At 73.4% G+C, this 15,806-nt stretch carries 16 protein-coding genes; 12 read left to right on the top strand and 4 right to left on the bottom strand.

Going from position 1 to position 15,806, the window contains the following annotated elements:
* Nucleotides 1-8: 8 nt before the first annotated feature.
* The 6 genes from ACGFZF_RS16935 to ACGFZF_RS16910 all read left to right on the top strand — a co-directional run bounded on the left by ACGFZF_RS16935 (nucleotide 9) and on the right by ACGFZF_RS16910 (nucleotide 4,936).
* The gene (locus ACGFZF_RS16935; protein ID WP_393554750.1) at nucleotides 9-1,829 is read left to right on the top strand and encodes an ABC transporter ATP-binding protein; all 1,821 of its coding nucleotides are present in this window, start codon (nucleotides 9-11) and stop codon (nucleotides 1,827-1,829) included.
* Between the two features lie 215 nt (nucleotides 1,830-2,044).
* Complete coding sequence (locus ACGFZF_RS16930; protein WP_356600104.1) at nucleotides 2,045-2,455, top strand: VOC family protein; 411 nt, start codon at nucleotides 2,045-2,047, stop codon at nucleotides 2,453-2,455.
* 122 nt (nucleotides 2,456-2,577) lie between these two features.
* Nucleotides 2,578-3,051: a helix-turn-helix transcriptional regulator gene (locus ACGFZF_RS16925; protein ID WP_393554747.1), complete on the top strand. Its 474-nt coding sequence runs from the start codon at nucleotides 2,578-2,580 to the stop codon at nucleotides 3,049-3,051.
* A complete protein-coding gene (locus ACGFZF_RS16920; RefSeq protein ID WP_393554745.1) occupies nucleotides 3,048-3,671 on the top strand; it encodes a glyoxalase in 624 nt (207 codons plus the stop codon). Before ACGFZF_RS16925 ends, ACGFZF_RS16920 begins: the two co-directional genes overlap by 4 nt.
* A gap of 168 nt (nucleotides 3,672-3,839) precedes the next feature.
* Nucleotides 3,840-4,292, top strand: coding sequence for a pyridoxamine 5'-phosphate oxidase family protein (locus ACGFZF_RS16915; protein ID WP_356600098.1), 453 nt, complete (start codon nucleotides 3,840-3,842; stop codon nucleotides 4,290-4,292).
* A 167-nt stretch (nucleotides 4,293-4,459) separates the two neighbouring features.
* Nucleotides 4,460-4,936 (top strand): iron chaperone, encoded by a 477-nt coding sequence (locus ACGFZF_RS16910; RefSeq protein WP_393554743.1) that lies wholly within the window; start codon nucleotides 4,460-4,462, stop codon nucleotides 4,934-4,936.
* A gap of 130 nt (nucleotides 4,937-5,066) precedes the next feature.
* On the opposite strand, the gene ACGFZF_RS16905 is transcribed toward ACGFZF_RS16910, so the two are convergent.
* The 3 genes from ACGFZF_RS16905 to ACGFZF_RS16895 all read right to left on the bottom strand — a co-directional run bounded on the left by ACGFZF_RS16905 (nucleotide 5,067) and on the right by ACGFZF_RS16895 (nucleotide 8,054).
* The gene (locus ACGFZF_RS16905) at nucleotides 5,067-6,278 is read right to left on the bottom strand and encodes an aromatic acid exporter family protein (protein ID WP_393554741.1); all 1,212 of its coding nucleotides are present in this window, start codon (nucleotides 6,276-6,278) and stop codon (nucleotides 5,067-5,069) included.
* 277 nt (nucleotides 6,279-6,555) lie between these two features.
* Nucleotides 6,556-7,488 carry a ketopantoate reductase family protein gene (locus ACGFZF_RS16900; RefSeq protein ID WP_393554740.1) on the bottom strand — a complete coding sequence of 311 codons (933 nt, stop codon included), beginning with the start codon at nucleotides 7,486-7,488 and terminating at the stop codon, nucleotides 6,556-6,558.
* On the bottom strand, nucleotides 7,485-8,054 hold the full coding sequence (locus tag ACGFZF_RS16895) for a winged helix-turn-helix transcriptional regulator (protein WP_393554738.1): 570 nt from the start codon (nucleotides 8,052-8,054) through the stop codon (nucleotides 7,485-7,487). The genes ACGFZF_RS16900 and ACGFZF_RS16895 overlap by 4 nt, the downstream gene beginning before the upstream one ends.
* An 80-nt stretch (nucleotides 8,055-8,134) precedes the next feature.
* On the opposite strand from ACGFZF_RS16895, the gene ACGFZF_RS16890 reads away from it, so the two are divergent.
* The 4 genes from ACGFZF_RS16890 to ACGFZF_RS16875 all read left to right on the top strand — a co-directional run bounded on the left by ACGFZF_RS16890 (nucleotide 8,135) and on the right by ACGFZF_RS16875 (nucleotide 12,903).
* Nucleotides 8,135-9,517, top strand: coding sequence for an ROK family protein (locus ACGFZF_RS16890; protein WP_393554736.1), 1,383 nt, complete (start codon nucleotides 8,135-8,137; stop codon nucleotides 9,515-9,517).
* 89 nt (nucleotides 9,518-9,606) lie between these two features.
* Complete coding sequence (locus tag ACGFZF_RS16885) at nucleotides 9,607-11,088, top strand: ABC transporter permease (RefSeq protein ID WP_393554734.1); 1,482 nt, start codon at nucleotides 9,607-9,609, stop codon at nucleotides 11,086-11,088.
* A gap of 34 nt (nucleotides 11,089-11,122) precedes the next feature.
* Nucleotides 11,123-11,821: an ABC transporter ATP-binding protein gene (locus ACGFZF_RS16880; protein ID WP_393554732.1), complete on the top strand. Its 699-nt coding sequence runs from the start codon at nucleotides 11,123-11,125 to the stop codon at nucleotides 11,819-11,821.
* 113 nt (nucleotides 11,822-11,934) lie between these two features.
* A complete protein-coding gene (locus ACGFZF_RS16875; protein WP_393554730.1) occupies nucleotides 11,935-12,903 on the top strand; it encodes a GDP-L-fucose synthase family protein in 969 nt (322 codons plus the stop codon).
* A gap of 92 nt (nucleotides 12,904-12,995) precedes the next feature.
* Here ACGFZF_RS16875 and ACGFZF_RS16870 read toward each other — a convergent pair whose 3' ends face one another.
* Nucleotides 12,996-13,451: a hypothetical protein gene (locus ACGFZF_RS16870; protein WP_393554728.1), complete on the bottom strand. Its 456-nt coding sequence runs from the start codon at nucleotides 13,449-13,451 to the stop codon at nucleotides 12,996-12,998.
* 442 nt (nucleotides 13,452-13,893) lie between these two features.
* On the opposite strand from ACGFZF_RS16870, the gene ACGFZF_RS16865 reads away from it, so the two are divergent.
* Nucleotides 13,894-15,330, top strand: a complete 1,437-nt coding sequence (locus ACGFZF_RS16865; protein WP_393554727.1) for a WGR domain-containing protein — start codon at nucleotides 13,894-13,896, stop codon at nucleotides 15,328-15,330.
* Nucleotides 15,327-15,791 (top strand): hypothetical protein, encoded by a 465-nt coding sequence (locus ACGFZF_RS16860; protein ID WP_393554725.1) that lies wholly within the window; start codon nucleotides 15,327-15,329, stop codon nucleotides 15,789-15,791. The genes ACGFZF_RS16865 and ACGFZF_RS16860 overlap by 4 nt, the downstream gene beginning before the upstream one ends.
* Nucleotides 15,792-15,806 lie beyond the last annotated feature (15 nt).

Genomic DNA, 15,806 nt, shown 5'->3' with positions numbered 1-15,806 from the left:
GGGTTGGGATGGGATTGTCCGCATCAGGTGAAGGATTACCCAGCAAGGGTTCCGTACTCCTCGCACTACGTTTCTACGGGCGGGAACTGGCCCGGCTCCGGTGGCTGACCGTGCCGGCGATGCTGCTGCCCGCCCTCGGCAACATCGGCATCCACTACCTCGCGCCGCTGGTCGTCGCCAAGCTCGTCGGACGGATCGCCGGCGACCACGGCGGAGCCGCCGGCATCGGCCCGATGCTGCCGTACATCCTCGGCTTCGCGGGCGTCCTGCTGCTCGCGGAGGCTCTGTGGCGCGTCGGGCTGCACTGCCTGAACCGCCTCGACGCCCGGGGCATCGAGCATCTGTACGTGATCGGCATGGACGAACTGTTCGCCAAGGACGCGTCGTTCTTCCACGACAACTTCGCCGGGTCCCTGACCAAACGCGTCCTGAGCTTCGCCTCCCGCTTCGAGGACTGCGTGGACACCCTGACGTTCTCGGTCATCGGCAGTTTCGTCCCGCTGCTGTTCGCCTCGGTGGTGCTGTGGCAGTACGACCCCCTGCTCGTCCTCGGGCTGCTGGCGCTGATCGCCGTCACGGGGCTGGGCGTGGCCCCCCTCATCCGCCGCCGGCAGGCGCTCGTCGCCCGGCGCGAGCAGGCGATCGCCCGGGTGTCCGGGCACGTCGCCGACAGTCTGATGAACATGGACACGGTCCGGTCGTTCGCCGCCGAGGACCGCGAGGCCGCGGAGCACCGGTCCCGCGTCGCGGAGTCCCGGCGCCTCACGCTGCGCTCGTGGGACTACGGCAACCTGCGCATCGACACGCTGGTCGCGCCGATGTCGGTACTGACCAACGTGCTGGGGCTGGTGCTCGCCCTGTCGCTCGGTGCGGGGGAGCGGGGCGTGGAGGCGGTCGTCGTCGCCTTCACCTACTACGCGAACGCGACCCGGATCATGTTCGAGTTCAACCAGATCTACCGCCGTCTGGAGAGTTCGATGACGGAGGCGGCGCAGTTCACCGAACTGCTGCTGGACCCGCCCACGGTGCGCGACCCGGCGTCGCCGGAGCCGCTGGTGGGCCGGGCCGCCGACGTGCGGTTCGAGCAGGTGACCTTCGCCCACGGGGGTGGGAAGCCGCTCTTCGAGGGCCTCGACCTGGCCGTGTCCAGCGGGACGAGGATCGGTCTCGTCGGCCGGTCCGGCGGGGGGAAGACCACGCTCACCCGGTTGTTGCTGCGGATGACCGACATCGACGCCGGCCGGATCCTCGTCGGCGGGCAGGACATCAGCCGGCTGCGCCAGGCCGACCTGCGCAGTCTCATCGCCTACGTGCCCCAGGACCCGGCCATGTTCCACCGCACACTGCGCGACAACATCGCGTTCGCCCGGCCCGGCGCCACCGACGCCGAGATCCGGCGGGCCGCCGAGGCCGCGCACGTCTCGGAGTTCGTCGAGGCGCTCCCCGACGGCTACGACACGATGGTGGGCGAACGGGGCGTCAAGCTGTCCGGTGGACAGCGCCAGCGGGTCGCCCTCGCCCGCGCCATCCTGCGCGACGCCCCGATCCTCCTGCTGGACGAGGCGACCAGCGCACTCGACTCCGAGAGCGAGATCCTGGTGCAGGACGCGCTGTGGCGCCTCATGGAGGGGCGGACGGCGCTGGTGGTGGCACACCGGCTGAGCACCGTCGCCACCATGGACCGGCTCATCGTCCTCGACCGGGGACGGATCGTCGAGCAGGGCACCCACCAGGAGCTACTCGAGGCCGAAGGCGCCTACGCGAAGCTGTGGCAGCACCAGTCGGGCGGCTTCCTCGACGACACCACCGCCCCGGCCGACCTCCACTGAGCCGGGGAGCGCGACGCCTGGCGGGTGTCGCGCTCCCGGGCCCCGGCCAGGACTCCGGACGCCCGCCGGACCGGGACGCGCGACCGCCGGCGGGCCGGACCCGGGACACTCGCCGGGTCCGGCTCGGGACACCCTCCGGTCCGTACGGGGGACGCCCGGAGGACCGATCAGGAATCGAGAAGCATCCGTCACCCGGCGCCTCTAACGTGACGGTCATGGACATCACCATTCACACCACGGCCCTTCCCCACGACGACCCCGACGCCTCCGTCGCCTTCTACCGCGACGTCCTCGGCTTCGAGGTCCGCAACGACGTCGGCCAGGGCAAGATGCGCTGGATCACGGTCGGCCCCGTCGACCAGCCCGGCACCTCGATCCTCCTCGCGCCGCCGGCCGCCGACCCCGGCATCACCGAGGACGAGCGCCGCACCATCGCCGAGATGATGGCCAAGGGCACCTACGGCTGGATCCTCCTCGCCACCCGGGACCTCGACGGCACCTTCGAGAAGGTGCAGGCCGGAGACGTCGAGGTCGTCCAGGAGCCGACGGAGCAGCCGTACGGCGTGCGCGACTGCGCCTTCCGCGACCCCGCGGGCAACCTGGTCCGCATCCAAGAGCTCCGCTGACCCACCCGGTCGGGCCGCGTGTCCCCGGCGGCCGGGCCGTCGTGCCCCGCACGACACCGGCCGCCGGGGATCCCCTCCGGCCCGCACCCGTCACCCGCGCACGTCGAAGAAGGGGTTCCCTCATGTGTCATCCCGGATGGAAACGCGCACGGCTGGCCGCGCAGCGGCTGCTCGACCTCGCGCACCTGCGCCGCGTCCGCGACCGGATCGACCGGGAGTACGCGCGCCCGCTGGACGTCGAGGAACTGGCCCGCGGCGCGGGCATGCCGGCCGGCCACCTCAGCCGTGAGTTCCGGCTCGCCTACGGCAGATCGCCGTACGGCTACCTGACGGCACGTCGCGTCGCGCACGCCACCGCGCTGTTGCGGCGCGGCGGTCTCGGCGAGACCGACGTGTCCGCCGCGGTGGGCTGCCCGTCGCCCGGCGTCTTCCGCAGCCGTTTCACCGAGCTGGTCGGCATGGCACCGGCCGCCTACCGGCACCACGCCGCGGCCACCGCGGCGGAACCGGCGGTGCGCCTTCCGGCGCAGGCGGGCCGACCGGTCAGGAATCGAGAAGCATCCGACACCGAGCTGAAAGTAGCGTCGACGACATGACCTCCATCGACACCCTCACCCTCGAGGTGGCCGACACCACGGCCGCCGCCCGCTTCTACACCGCCTTCGGTCTGGACGCCCACGTCCGCCTGCGGGCCTCGGACGCGGAGACCACCGGCTTCCGCGGATTCGCCCTGGCCCTCACGGTGTCGCAGCCGGCCGTCGTCGACCACTTCGTCGCGGCGGCCGTCGACGCCGGCGCCACGGTGCTGAAGCCCGCCACGAAGTCCTTCTGGGGCTACGGCGGCGTCGTCCGCGCCCCCGACGGCACGATCTGCAAGATCGCCACGTCGGCGCGGAAGAACACCGGCCCGGCCGAGCCGCGCATCGACGAGTTCGTCCTCCTGCTGGGCGCCGCGGACGTGGCCGAGAGCAAGCGCTTCTACGTCGAGCAGGGCCTCGTCGTGGCCAAGAGCTTCGGCCGCAAGTACGTCGAGTTCGCCGCCCCCTCGTCTCCCGTGAAGCTCGCGCTGTACGGGCGGCGGGCGCTCGCCAAGGACGTCGGCGTCCCCGAGGAGGGCACCGGCTCGCACCGGATCGCGCTCTCCAGCGCCGCCGGGGCCTTCTCGGACCCGGACGGTTTCGCCTGGGAGGCCGCGGAACCGGCCCGTACGGCCTGACCCGCCCGCACCGCTGATCAGGCCCGGTCCGGCCGCACGGACCGCGCCCGACCGGCGCCGCCGGAGGCCCCGGACCGCACCGGCCGCCGAGGCGGCACCCGCCCGGCCACCTGGCCGACGAGCCCTGCCGCACGGTGGGGTTCTCCACGACGAACGACCGGAGGAACCATGACAGGCGCGCCGCCGCGGGGGCTCGAGGAGCGGCTGCGGGACACCCGCGCGAGGCTGGAGAGCGACGTCGACGTCTGGGTCGCGACCCCGGGCTCCCCGGGAGTCCACCTGATCCCGCTCTCGTACCTCTGGGACGGGGACGCCTTCCTCGTCTCGACCCCGCGCGCCTCGGTCACCGGCCGCAACCTGCTGGCCGACGGCCACGTACGGCTCGGTCTCGGGCCGACGCGCGACGTCGTCGTCGTGGACGGCACCGCAGAGCCGGTCGAACTCGCCGACCTCGCCGCGGGGACGGGTGACGCCTTCGCCGCCAGGACCGGCTTCGACCCGCGCGAGCTGGACGAGCCGTACCAGTACTTCCTGATCCGGCCGCGGCGTGTCCAGGCCTGGCGGGAGGCGAACGAGCTCCGGGGCCGGGACCTCATGCGCGACGGCCGCTGGCTCGGCTGACCGCCGCGGAAGCCGCCCCGGAACCGATCGGTTCTCGAGCGGCCGCCGCCGCGCCGCATCCCCGGTCTCGACATCCGCACCCCCTGAGATCCGAAGCTTCGAACTCCGAGGCCCGACCCACTCCGAGCGACCCACCCCGAGCAAGCCACGCACGAGAGGAACCCGTCATGAGCAGCACCGAGACGTCCGCCGAGGGCAACGGCACCGCCGGCGAGAAGTACGACGGCTTCACGGACGACGAGCGCGGTGCGATGAAGGAGCGCGCGCAGGAGCTGAAGAAGACCGCGCGCCGCGGCTCGCGCGGGCCCAAGGCGGACACCGAGAGCGAGGTGCTGGCGAAGATCGCGGAGATGCCGGAGGCGGACCGCGTCCTCGCCGAGCGGATCCACGCCATCGCCAAGGAGGCCGCACCGGAGCTCACGCCGAAGCTCTGGTACGGGATGCCGGCCTACGCCAGGGACGGCAAGGTCGTGTTCTTCTTCCAGAGCGCGCAGAAGTTCAAGTCGCGCTACGCCACCCTGGGCTTCAGCGACCTGGCCGCCCTCGACGACGGCGCCTTCTGGGCGACCAGCTACGCCCTGACGGACCTGACCGGTCCCGACGAGGCACGGATCGCCGACCTGATCAAGCGGGCGGTGTCCTGAGGCGGGCCGCTCCGGCGGGCCGCCCGCTCCTCGCGGTGCGCGGCGGCCCCCGCCCTCGCTCTGAGGGGGTGTCTTGCCGGGCTCGAGGTCTCCCGCGACGCCGTCTCCGGCCTGATCGACAGGACACCCCCTACGACCGGCCGCCGGGCCGGGCGAAGGAGCGGATGCGGTGGCGGCGCGCCCGCTGCTCGCGGGCGTGGCGGTCCAGCTCCTCCATCAGCCGGCGCCCGCGATGGTCCGGGTCGAGCTCGTCGAGGACCCGGTCGATCTCCGCCAGCATCGCCCCGTAGAGATGCCACAGTCCGGGATCCGCCTGGGCCTGCTCCCACAGCAGCCCCGCCGCGCGGTGCCGAGCGGTGGCGGCGGCCTCGAGCTCCGCGCCGAGCCGCGCCTCGGCCGCCGCGGAGCCCCCCGTGGACGGCGAGGTCACGAGCACGGCGAAGCTCACGAGGGTGTCCGCGAGGTGCTGGACCGTCTCTTCCAGGGCGAGGCCCGTCTCGCGGGGGAAGAGCACCTCGCCCTGGCGTCGCTTGGCCAGGTCGGTCAGCGTGCGGGTGAGCACCCGGACCACCACCGCGCAGATCTCCAGGGTGTCGAGGCCCGTGCGCAGCACGATGCGATGGAGGAAGCCTTCCTTCACACGGGGGTTGAGCCGGAGGCTGTCCTCCGCCTGGCGCAGCGCCGCGTCGACGTCGGCGATGTCGTTGTCCAGCCGCCGTGCCTCGTGGAGCCGCGCCACGACCCGCTCGACCGGCGCGGGCGCGGTGAGCTGTTCGCCCACGTCGAGCAGCAGCAGCCGCATCCGGCGGGCCAGGTCCCCGATCGACTCGCCGGCGGTGTCCACCCAGACGGGCGGCACGAGCACGACGTTGAAGAGCAGGCCGACGACCGCGCCGATCAGTGTCTCCAGCACCCGGTCCCAGGCCGTGGTGGCGACCTGGGTGACACCGAGGACGAGCATCGCGCTGATCGCGACCTCGGGCACGAACTCCTCGACCCGGACGAAGCGTCCGACGACGAGGGAGGCGAGGATGACCAGGGCCAGGCTCCACCACGTCAGACCGACGAGGACGCTGAACGCGATCGCGATGAGGACGCCGACCACGACGGCGTTCACCCGGCGCAGGCTCGTGGTGAGCGTCGCGTAGAGGGTCACCTGGACGACCAGGAGGGCCGTGAGCGGGGCGGTCAGGGGCGCGGGTTCGCTGCTGAGCCAGAGGGCGACGACGTAGGAGATCGTGGCCGCGGCCGTGGACCGCAGCGTCTGGACGACCACGGGGTCGCGCCGCCAGCGCTGCAGAGCGGCCGGCGCCTCCCGCAGCGCCTCGGCTACCGAACCCACGCCGGCTCCCGGCGCGGCCCCGGTGGCGCGGGGCACGAGGCTGAGGGGTGCGGCATGCGCCTCCTTCGGTCACGGGTCCGGAACGACGCATCCTTTCCCGCTCTGCCGCCGCCGAACCAGGCGCTCCGCGCGGAGGACCCGGACGCCCGGACCGGCTCCCTCGCGCGGCACGGGCACCGGCCGGCGCGGTCACGGACCACCGGCGCCCGGACCTCAGCGCCGCCAGTGCCGGCCGGGCGCGGATGGCCGCTCCGGCCGGAGGCCGTACGGCCCGACGTCAGCGGCCGTCGGCCGCGAGCGCGCGTGCCTGGTGGACCCGGAGGTGCAGGGTCGCCAGGTCGAGCAGCGGCGTGGGCACCGACAGGGCACGGGCCCGGTCGACCAGGTCGCCGAAGAGATGCTCCACCTCGGTGGGGCGACCGGCCGTCAGGTCGCGGTAGAGCGAGGGGACCATGGACGAGCCCGGGGCGTTGACGACGGCCAGCGTCGCCTTCCGCTCCGCCTCCGGGACGGGGTGCCCCGCGGCGGCCGACACCGCGGCGGCCTCGGCGAGCACCGCCGGGCCGAGATCCGGCCCGCCCGGAGCGGCGTTGACCTCGCCGACCGTGCCGCGCATCAGGCCGGTGACCGCGCCGAAGGTGGTGATGAAGACCCACTTGTGCCACATCGCGGTGAGCACGTCCGCGGGCACCAGGACGTCGATGCCCGCCTTGCCGAGGACCGCCGCCGTCCTCTCCACCCGAGGCGAGCGCGAGCCGTCCTGCTCGCCGATCGTCAGATGGGCGAGCGGCGCGAGGCGCCGGATGTCGCCCGTGTCGTCGAGGGTCGTCACCACCTTGGCGACACCGCCGAGCACGGCCGGGGCGCCGAACCGGGCGTTGAGGGCCTCGACGTGGGCCAGGCCGTTGAGCAGCGGGACGATCGCGGTGTCCGGGCCGACGGCCGGGGCGAGGTCCTCGACGGCCTGCGCCAGGGCCGTGGACTTCACGGACAGCAGGACGAGGTCGTACGGCGTGGTCAGGGCGTCGGCCGTGACCAGACGCGGTTCCACGGACCATTCCTCGTCGCGCCCCACCACGCGCAGGCCGCGCTCGCGCAGGGTCGCGGCCCGGCCCGGCCGGACCAGGAAGGTGACGTCCTGCCCGGCACGGGCGAGCAGGGCACCGAAGTACCCTCCGGTGGCTCCGGCGCCGACGATCAGGATCTTCATGAGTGGGGACCTCTCTCTGTACGGGGACGGGGACGGGGGCGCGGGTCGAGCAGGGGCCGGAGCAGACGGTGCGGGCGGCCGAGCGCCGCCGTGACGGGGTCGTCGTCCTCGGTCGCGGGGGCGAGGCCGGGGCCCGGCGTGACGAGGGTGTCGGCGGCCCCGACCACCGCGCCGCAGCCGGTGCAGCGTCCGTCGGCGGCGAGCGGTGCGTCGTCGAGGCAGTGCCGGAAGACCCGGCGCGGTCCGGCGCCCGCGCCGTAGAACTCGTCGCCCCAGTCGGTGAGGGCGCGGACGGCGGGCCAGAGCGCGACGCCCTTGGGCGTGAGCCCGTAGACCTCGCGCCGTCCGGTGTCCGGGAGCCGCTCCAGTACCCGCGCCTCGACCAGCGTGGCGAGCCGGTCGGTCAGCACGGCCCGGGGCAGGCGCAGATGGGCGGCGAACTCCCCGAAGCGGCGCACACCGTGGAAGGCGTCCCGGACGATGAGCAGGGTCCAGCGCTCACCGACGATCTCCATCGAGCGGGCGAGGGCGCAGGTCTGGCCGCGGTAGTCGCGCGGAAGGGGCATGGCCGCGACTCTAGGGGGTTTCTTGTCCGGGAGAGTTCGGTGGTTGAACTGTTCGGCGGGACGATTAGGCTCGGATCACGATGACGAAGACTCCCGGGACCGGCCGCGTCCAGCCGGTGGAACCCAAGGCCGACAAGGCGAGCGTGCGGCGGCACAACCTCAGCCTGGTGCTGCGGACCGTCCACGCCGCGGGGGAGACCACCCGCGCGGCGGTCGCGGCCCGGGTCGGGCTGACCCGGGCGGCCGTGTCCTCACTGGTCGAACAGCTCATGGAGAACGGGTTCCTGGTCGAGTCGGGCAAGACCTTCAGCGGCCAGGCGGGGCGTCCCGGCACGGTCCTGAAGGCCGCGGACACCGGCCCCGCCGGTCTCGGTGTCGAGGTCAACGTCGACTACGTGTCCGTCTGCGTCGTCGACCTCGCGGGCACCGACCGGGTGCGCCTGACCGAGTCCGTCGACAATCGCGCGGCAGGCCCCGCCGAGGTCCTGGAGCGTGCCGCGGGCCTCGCCGCCCGCGCCCTGGAGGAAGCGGCCGGACACGGACTGCGGGCCGCCGGTGTACGGCTCGCCCTGCCCGGCCTCGTCTCCGCCGGCACCGTCCACCAGGCTCCCAACCTCGGCTGGAACCGGGTGGCCGCCGACCGGCTGTTCGCCGACGCGCTGACCGCGCGGCGCCCGGGACGGCCCGGACTGCCCGTCGCCTCGGACAACGAGGCGAACGCCGCGGCCCTCGCCGAGCTGTGGTTCGGCGAGGCGGGGGAGGCGCGCACCTTCCTGCACCTCACCGGCGAGATCGGTGTGGGCGGCGCGATCGTGGTGAACGGCGAACTCCTGCGCGGCGCACACGGCTTCGCCGGCGAGATCGGCCACATGGTGGTCGCCCCGCAGGGGCGCCGCTGCCGCTGCGGCTCGTACGGCTGCCTGGAGCAGTACGCCGGCCAGGCGGCGCTGCTCCGCGCGGCGGGCCTGGCGCCGGCCTCCGATCCGTACGACGGGCAGGCGTGGGCCGCCGTCCCCGAGCCGAGCGGCACAGGCCCGGCGACGGCGGACGGTCCCGAGTCGGCCGGATCCCGGCAGGACGGCGACGGCGCCGGACCCGTCGGTACCTCGGGCCCGCCCGCCGGTCCGGCCGGGGTCGACGAGCTGGCCCGGCGCGTCGACGCCGGCGAGGCACGCGCGGTGGCCGCCGTCGAGGAGGCGGGCACCATGCTCGGCCTCGCCCTGTCCGGCGCGGTCAACCTCCTCGATCCGGAGACGGTGGTGCTGGGCGGCATCTACCCGCGCCTGATGTCCCGGCTGGGCCCGGCCGTCGAGGCCGAACTCGGACGCCGTGTCGTCTCCGGCCTCTGGACCCCCTCCGCGGGCCGGCTGCGCGCAGCCTCGGCCTCCGCGGACGCGGCTCGCGGGGCCGCGGCCGTCGTCCTGCGCGAGGTCCTCGCGGACCCCTTGTCGTACGCGGCCTGACGCACCGCCGGACGCCGGCCGCCCGACTCTCATCCGCCTCTCACCCCGGCCTTATCCGGCCATCACCCCGGGTGCCTAGCTTCGCGCCCATGTTCTTCACCTATCTCCGGCGCGAACTGCGCCGTCGCAGAAAGGCGGCGCTGGTCGTCGCCTCCGGGCTCGCGCTCGGCATCGCGCTGGTCATCGTCGTCAACTCGGTGGCCTCCGGCATGAAGCAGGCGCAGACCCAGGTCCTGGAGTCCCTGTACGGCCTGGGCACCGACCTCACGGTCACCAAGGCACGCGAGGAGCCCAAGGCGGGCGAGCAGCCGAACCGGCCGCGCTTCGAGTTCCAGGGCAAGGGCGACGGTGAGGAACAGAGCAGCGACCGCCTGATGGTCCAGGGCTTCCAGACCCTCGCCGCCTCCACCGTCGCCACCGTCGCGAAGCAGGACGGCGTCGCCCATGCCGTCGGCGGGCTGAGCCTCACCAACCTGAAGATCAACGGTGAGTTCAAGCGCGGCGAGATCCAGCGTGGCGAAGGCGCCCAGCCGGCCCAGCCCGGCGGACCGGGCGGCTCCGGCGGCGGATCCGGCCGGAGCGACACCGTCACCGGCGGCGGCGCCGCCTTCGACGTCGACTCCTTCTCGCTCTACGGCACCGACGTGACCGCTCCGGACCTCGGCCCCCTCACCACCTCCACGATCACCACGGGCCGCACCTTCAAGACCACCGAGACCGACGCCGAGGTGGTGGTCGTCGACAGCGCCTACGCCAAGCAGGAGGGCCTCTCGGTCGGCAAGACCCTCAGCGTGAAGGGTGTGGCGTTCCAGGTCATCGGCATCGCCACGGCCGACAGCGGCCAGGCGGCCGCCCAGGTCTACCTGCCCCTGAAGCAGGCGCAGACCCTGTCCGACTCCACGGACAAGATCACCACCGTCTACGTGCAGGCCACCGACTCCACCCGGATCGACGGCGTCAAGTCCGCGATCCAGAAGAACGTCGCCGGCACCACGGTGACGACCTCCGCCGATCTCGCCGAGACCGTCTCCGGATCCCTCGACACGGCCGCCGACCTCGCCACCGACGTGGGCCGGTGGCTGTCCTACGCGGTTCTCGTGGCCGCCGTCCTCGTCGCCGGACTGCTCACGTCCTCCGCCGTCAGCCGCCGCGTCCGCGAGTTCGGCACCCTCAAGGCGCTCGGCTGGAAGAGCGGCCGGGTCACCCGGCAGGTGATGGGCGAGGCCCTCGTCAACGGTCTCATCGGCGGAGCGCTCGGCATCGCCGTCGGTCTCGGCGGCGCGTACCTCGTCACCGCGATCAGCCCGACCCTCACCGCCGAAGTCGGCTCCCGGGCCCTGACCGGCGGACCCGGCGGCGGGGGCGGCCGGGGCTTCGGCGGCCCCATGGCCTCGGCCGCCGGGGGCGGCGGAGGCAACACCCTCGACATCGCCCTCACCGCGCCCGTGAGCGTCACGACCGTCGGACTCGCCGTCGTGCTCGCCCTCGGCGGCGGCCTGATCGCGGGCGGATTCGGCGCCTGGCGCGCCTCCCGGCTGCGCCCGGCCGACGCCCTGCGCCGCGTCGAGTAGCCCCCACCCCTTCACGTACCGCAGGAGTTGCACCATGTACGAACTCACCGGCGTCACCAAGCAGTACCGCAGAGGCCAGGAGAGAGTCGACGCGCTCGCCGGCGTCGACCTCACCATCGGCGAGGGCGACCGTCTGGTCATCCAGGGACCCACCGGCGGCGGGAAGTCCACCCTGCTGCAGATGCTCGGCGGCCTCGACCGGCCCACGGCGGGCAGCGTCCTGCTCGACGGGATCGATCTGGCCGCGCTCTCGGAGAGCAGGCTGACCAGGGTGCGCAGCGAGAAGATCGGCTTCGTGTTCCAGAGCTTCAACCTCATCCCCACGCTCACCGCCCAGGAGAACGTCGAGACCGCGCTCGTCCCGCTCGGCCTCAAGGCCGCCGCGCGGCGGAGCCGGGCGGCGGAGGCGCTGGAGTCGGTCGGCCTCGCCGAGCGCCTCGGGCATCTGCCGTCCGAGCTCTCCGGCGGCCAGCAGCAGCGTGTCGCCATCGCCCGCGCGCTGGTGAAGCGCCCGAAGGTGCTGCTCGCCGACGAGCCGACGGGCAACCTCGACGAGTCGATGCGCGACGAGATCGTGGACCTCCTCGAAGGGCTGTGGAAGGAGCACGGACTGACCTTCGTGATGGTCACCCACGACAGCGCCATCGCCCGTCGCGCGCCGCGCCTCGCGACCATCAGGAAGGGGCGGATCACGATCAAGGAGAACCGCCCGGCCGACGCCGTGGAGGTCTGACACCGCCGTGCGGGGGCGGCCGGTCCGCCGCCCCCGCACCGGCATCCGGTCGGAAGGGGCACACGCCGGGGGCGTCGTGCCGATATGCGGCGTTCCGCTCGGGATCGACTGGCATGATCCGGTTCATGACTGAATCGACGACCGGACCGACGCCGTACCTGCCCCCGGGGGCCCGCGTGTTCGTCGCGGGTCACCGCGGCCTCGTCGGCTCGGCCGTGGCCCGTCGGCTGACCGCGGACGGATACGAGGTGCTCACGCGCGGGCGCGCCGAACTGGACCTGCGCGACGCGGACCGGACCGCGGCCCACCTCGCCGGGACCCGGCCGGACGCCGTCGTCCTCGCCGCGGCCAAGGTGGGCGGGATCGTGGCGAACAGCGCGAGCCCGGTGCAGTTCCTGGAGGACAACCTCCGGATCCAGCTGAGCGTGATCGCCGGCGCGCACTCCGCCGGGGTGCGGCGGCTGCTCTTCCTCGGCTCGTCCTGCATCTACCCCCGGGAGGCGGCCCAGCCGATCACCGAGGACGCGCTCCTCACCGGCCCGCTGGAGCCCACGAACGAGGCCTACGCACTCGCCAAGATCGCGGGCATCGCCCAGGTCCGGGCGTACCGCAGGCAGTACGGTGCCGCGTACGTCTCCGCGATGCCGACCAATCTCTACGGCCCAGGCGACAACTTCGACCTGGCGACCTCGCACGTCCTGCCGGCGCTGATCCGCCGCTTCCACGAGGCTCGCGAGGCCGGCCGCGGGCAGCTCACGCTGTGGGGATCCGGCGCGCCCCGCCGGGAGTTCCTGCACGTCGACGACCTGGCCGAGGCGTGCGGCGTGCTGCTGCGGAGCTACGACGGCGAGGAGCCCGTCAACATCGGCTGCGGCGAAGACCTCACGATCCGCGAACTCGCCGCCCTCGTCGCCGACGTGACGGGTTACCGGGGTGAGGTGCGCTGGGACACGGGGAAGCCCGACGGCACACCGCGCAAACTGCTCGACGTGTCCCGGCTGCACGCGCTCGGCTGGAAGCCCGCGATCGGCCTGCGCGAGGGCATCGCGTCCACCTACGCCTGGTGGCGGGCGGCGCGATAGGCCGCCGTCCGTACCGTCGCGCGGCACCCCTCCGGATCGTCACCCGGAGGGGTGCGGGGTGCTCCGCGGCGTGCGCGGCTCACCCGGGCGGATCAACCGCAGTGATCGGCTCCGTAGTTGGTGCCCTTCGCGGTGTTGCCGCCGTAGACGATCTCGGCGGAGACGTTGATGCAGCGGCCGGCGGCGTTCACCGTGACGGGGCCGGCGTAGTACTTGAACGGGTAGTAGCCCTCGTAGTCCTGGGTCACCACATGGCAGGTGGAGGAGGTGGAGGTCTCGGAGCAGCGCGTGATCTGCACCTCCATGTACTTGTCCTTGCCGTACCCGCCCGCGGTGGTGGCGACGTTGACCGCACAGTTGTTGCCGGTCGCCGCGTCGTAGTAGACGTGGATGTTCCCGTACGTGGTGGAGCCGTACTTCACGGGATAGGTGGCGATCTGGCTTCCCGTGCAGCCGTAGCCGCCGGCCGAGGCCGTGGGAGCGCCGACGACCAGAATCGCCGCCGCGATGCCCAGGGATCCGAGCATCGCCGTTGCCTTACGGAGCATGACTGCTTCCCTCTCGCTGTGGTTCGCCGTGGACGGTGCAGCGGCGCTCCCGGCCGGCGCTCGTCCGTTGTCCCGGACATGCCGATGATCGCCGCGTCGGCCGCGATGCTACGAGTCGATCCCCGGCTTCACAACCGTTGCTTCGGCCAACGCGGAACACGGGGAGGCGAGGTGAGCGAATCGTCCCGTGTCGTGACAACTCTCTTTGCAGCAAAGCAATATGAGGGAGTGTCAGTGTGACCGGAGTCACGCGGTGTTCGACGCGGTCCCAGTTGCGGGGCGCGCCCGCGAGACCGCGGCCCACTGCACGCACGCCACGGGGCCACCTGAACTCCGGCGGCGGCTCGGCCTCCACGGACTGCTGACGCGGGAGCCCGACCCGCCGCACGCGCCGGAGCCGCACGGGAGGCCGTTGTCAGTGGCGACCCCTACCGTTCTCGACATGACGACGAAGACCTATCTGGAGCTGTCGCAGGACGGCGGCGGCGCGCACAAGTTCTACGAAGTGACGGTCGAGGATCTGGTGGTGTCGGTCCGTTACGGACGGATCGGCGCCGCCGGCCAGACGCAGACCTCGACCTTCGCCACCGTCGAGAAGGCGCGCGCCGCCGCGGCGAAGAAGATAGGCGAGAAGGTCCGCAAGGGATACGCCCCCGCCGTCCAGGGGCAGCGCGCCGCGCGCTCGGTCACCCGCCGCGAGGTCGCCTCGGCGCCGTCGACGGCCCGCGCGGTCGCGCCGGTCCTGTGGCGCTTCCGCACCGGCTCCTCGGCCTTCGGCATCCACGTCGACGACGAGCGCTGCTGGGTGGGGAACCAGTCCGGCGACGTCTACACCCTGAGCCACTCGGGCGAGGTGCAGGCCCGGTTCAGCCTGCCGGACGGAGTGAAGTGCCTGGTCGCCGACGACTTCTGGATCTACGCCGGCTGTGACGACGGCCGGGTGTACGACCTCTCGTCGAAGCTGCCCTTCGCCGCGTACGACATCGCCGCGGACGTCGACATCTTCTGGCTCGACATCCACGAGGGCGTGCTGGACGTCGCCGACCGCTCCGGCCGGCTGACCGTCATCGACCACGAGGACGAGCACCAGTGGTCCCGCACCGGCCGCGGCGAGCACGCCTGGATGGTGCGGGCCGACGACCGGGGCGTCTACCACGGGCACACCAAGGGCGTGACGGCGTACGCCCCCGACGGCGGCGGCGAGCTGTGGCACACGGCCACCGAGGGCGGGGTCCTCTTCGGCTGGCAGGAGGACGACTCCGTGTACGCGGGCACGGCGCGCAGGAAGGTGCAGCGCCTCGCGAAGAAGGACGGCCGGATCGAGGCGGTGTACGCCTGCGACAGCCCCGTCTACTCCTGCGCGACCTCGCCCGGTGGGCGGTTCGTCTTCGCCGCCGACTCGGCGTCCTCCGTGTACTGCTTCGCCGAGGACGGCACCCGGCTGTGGAAGCTGGGCACCGGCGGCGGTTCGGCCCTCTCCATGCAGTACCGCGACGAGCGGCTCTACCTGGTGACCACCGACGGCTCACTGGTGTGCGTGGACGCGAGCGAGGCGGCGATCACCGCCGCCCAGCAGGGCACGGTGCCGGTCGCCCGGGACGTCAAGCTGGCCGCTGCCCTGCCCACCTACGAGCCGGCGACGACCGTCGCGGCCGTCACCACCGTCGTGTCCGCACCGGCCGGCTCGGTGGTCGTCGAATGCGTCCAGGAGGGCGGCCGGACCCGGGTGCACGTGCTGACCGACGGTTACGAGCGCTCCTGGAACGTGCAGTTCCCCCGGGCGATCCGGGAACCCGGCGCGCGGTACGCGGTCGACGCGCTGCACGCCGCCTCGGGCGGCTTCTACCGGGTGCGCGGTGACATCCGGCGACTGCTGTGACCGGCGGGACGTTCGAACCGGCCACGGGGGACGGGCCGCCGCTGCCCCCGGAGGCGGCCGAGCAGCGGTCCCGGGAGGTGCGGGCGGCCCTCGACGGACTGCTCCAGATCCGCCGGCTGGCCGGGCACCGGGGCGGGGATCCGCGGGAGGTCCCCGCCGACTGGGAGCGGCGCCGGCCCGTCCGGGCGGTCGCTCTCGCCCTGGAGGCGGCACGGACCGCGCCCTCGGCCGTCGACGCCTCCGGCGCCCGGGTGGCGACGGGCTACCGGGTCACGGCAGGCGAGCGGCCCGGCACCGCCGTCGTGGAGTGGCTGGGGCCGCCCGGCGGCGGGGCCGCGCACGAGGAGGAGTCCGCGCTCGCCGCGTGCGTGCCCGTCCTCGAACGGCTCGGCTGGGAGGCGTTGCTGTACCGGGGACCCCGGCGGCGGAGGTTCCTGGAGGTGGAGCCGGCCCACGGGTGAACGGCCGAGCGGCGG

It is taken from the genome of Streptomyces sp. NPDC048338, from assembly GCF_043201055.1.
Classification (GTDB): Bacteria; Actinomycetota; Actinomycetes; order Streptomycetales; family Streptomycetaceae; genus Streptomyces.
Note: the sequence above shows the minus strand (reverse complement) of the source record. Positions and strands in the feature narration are given on the sequence as shown.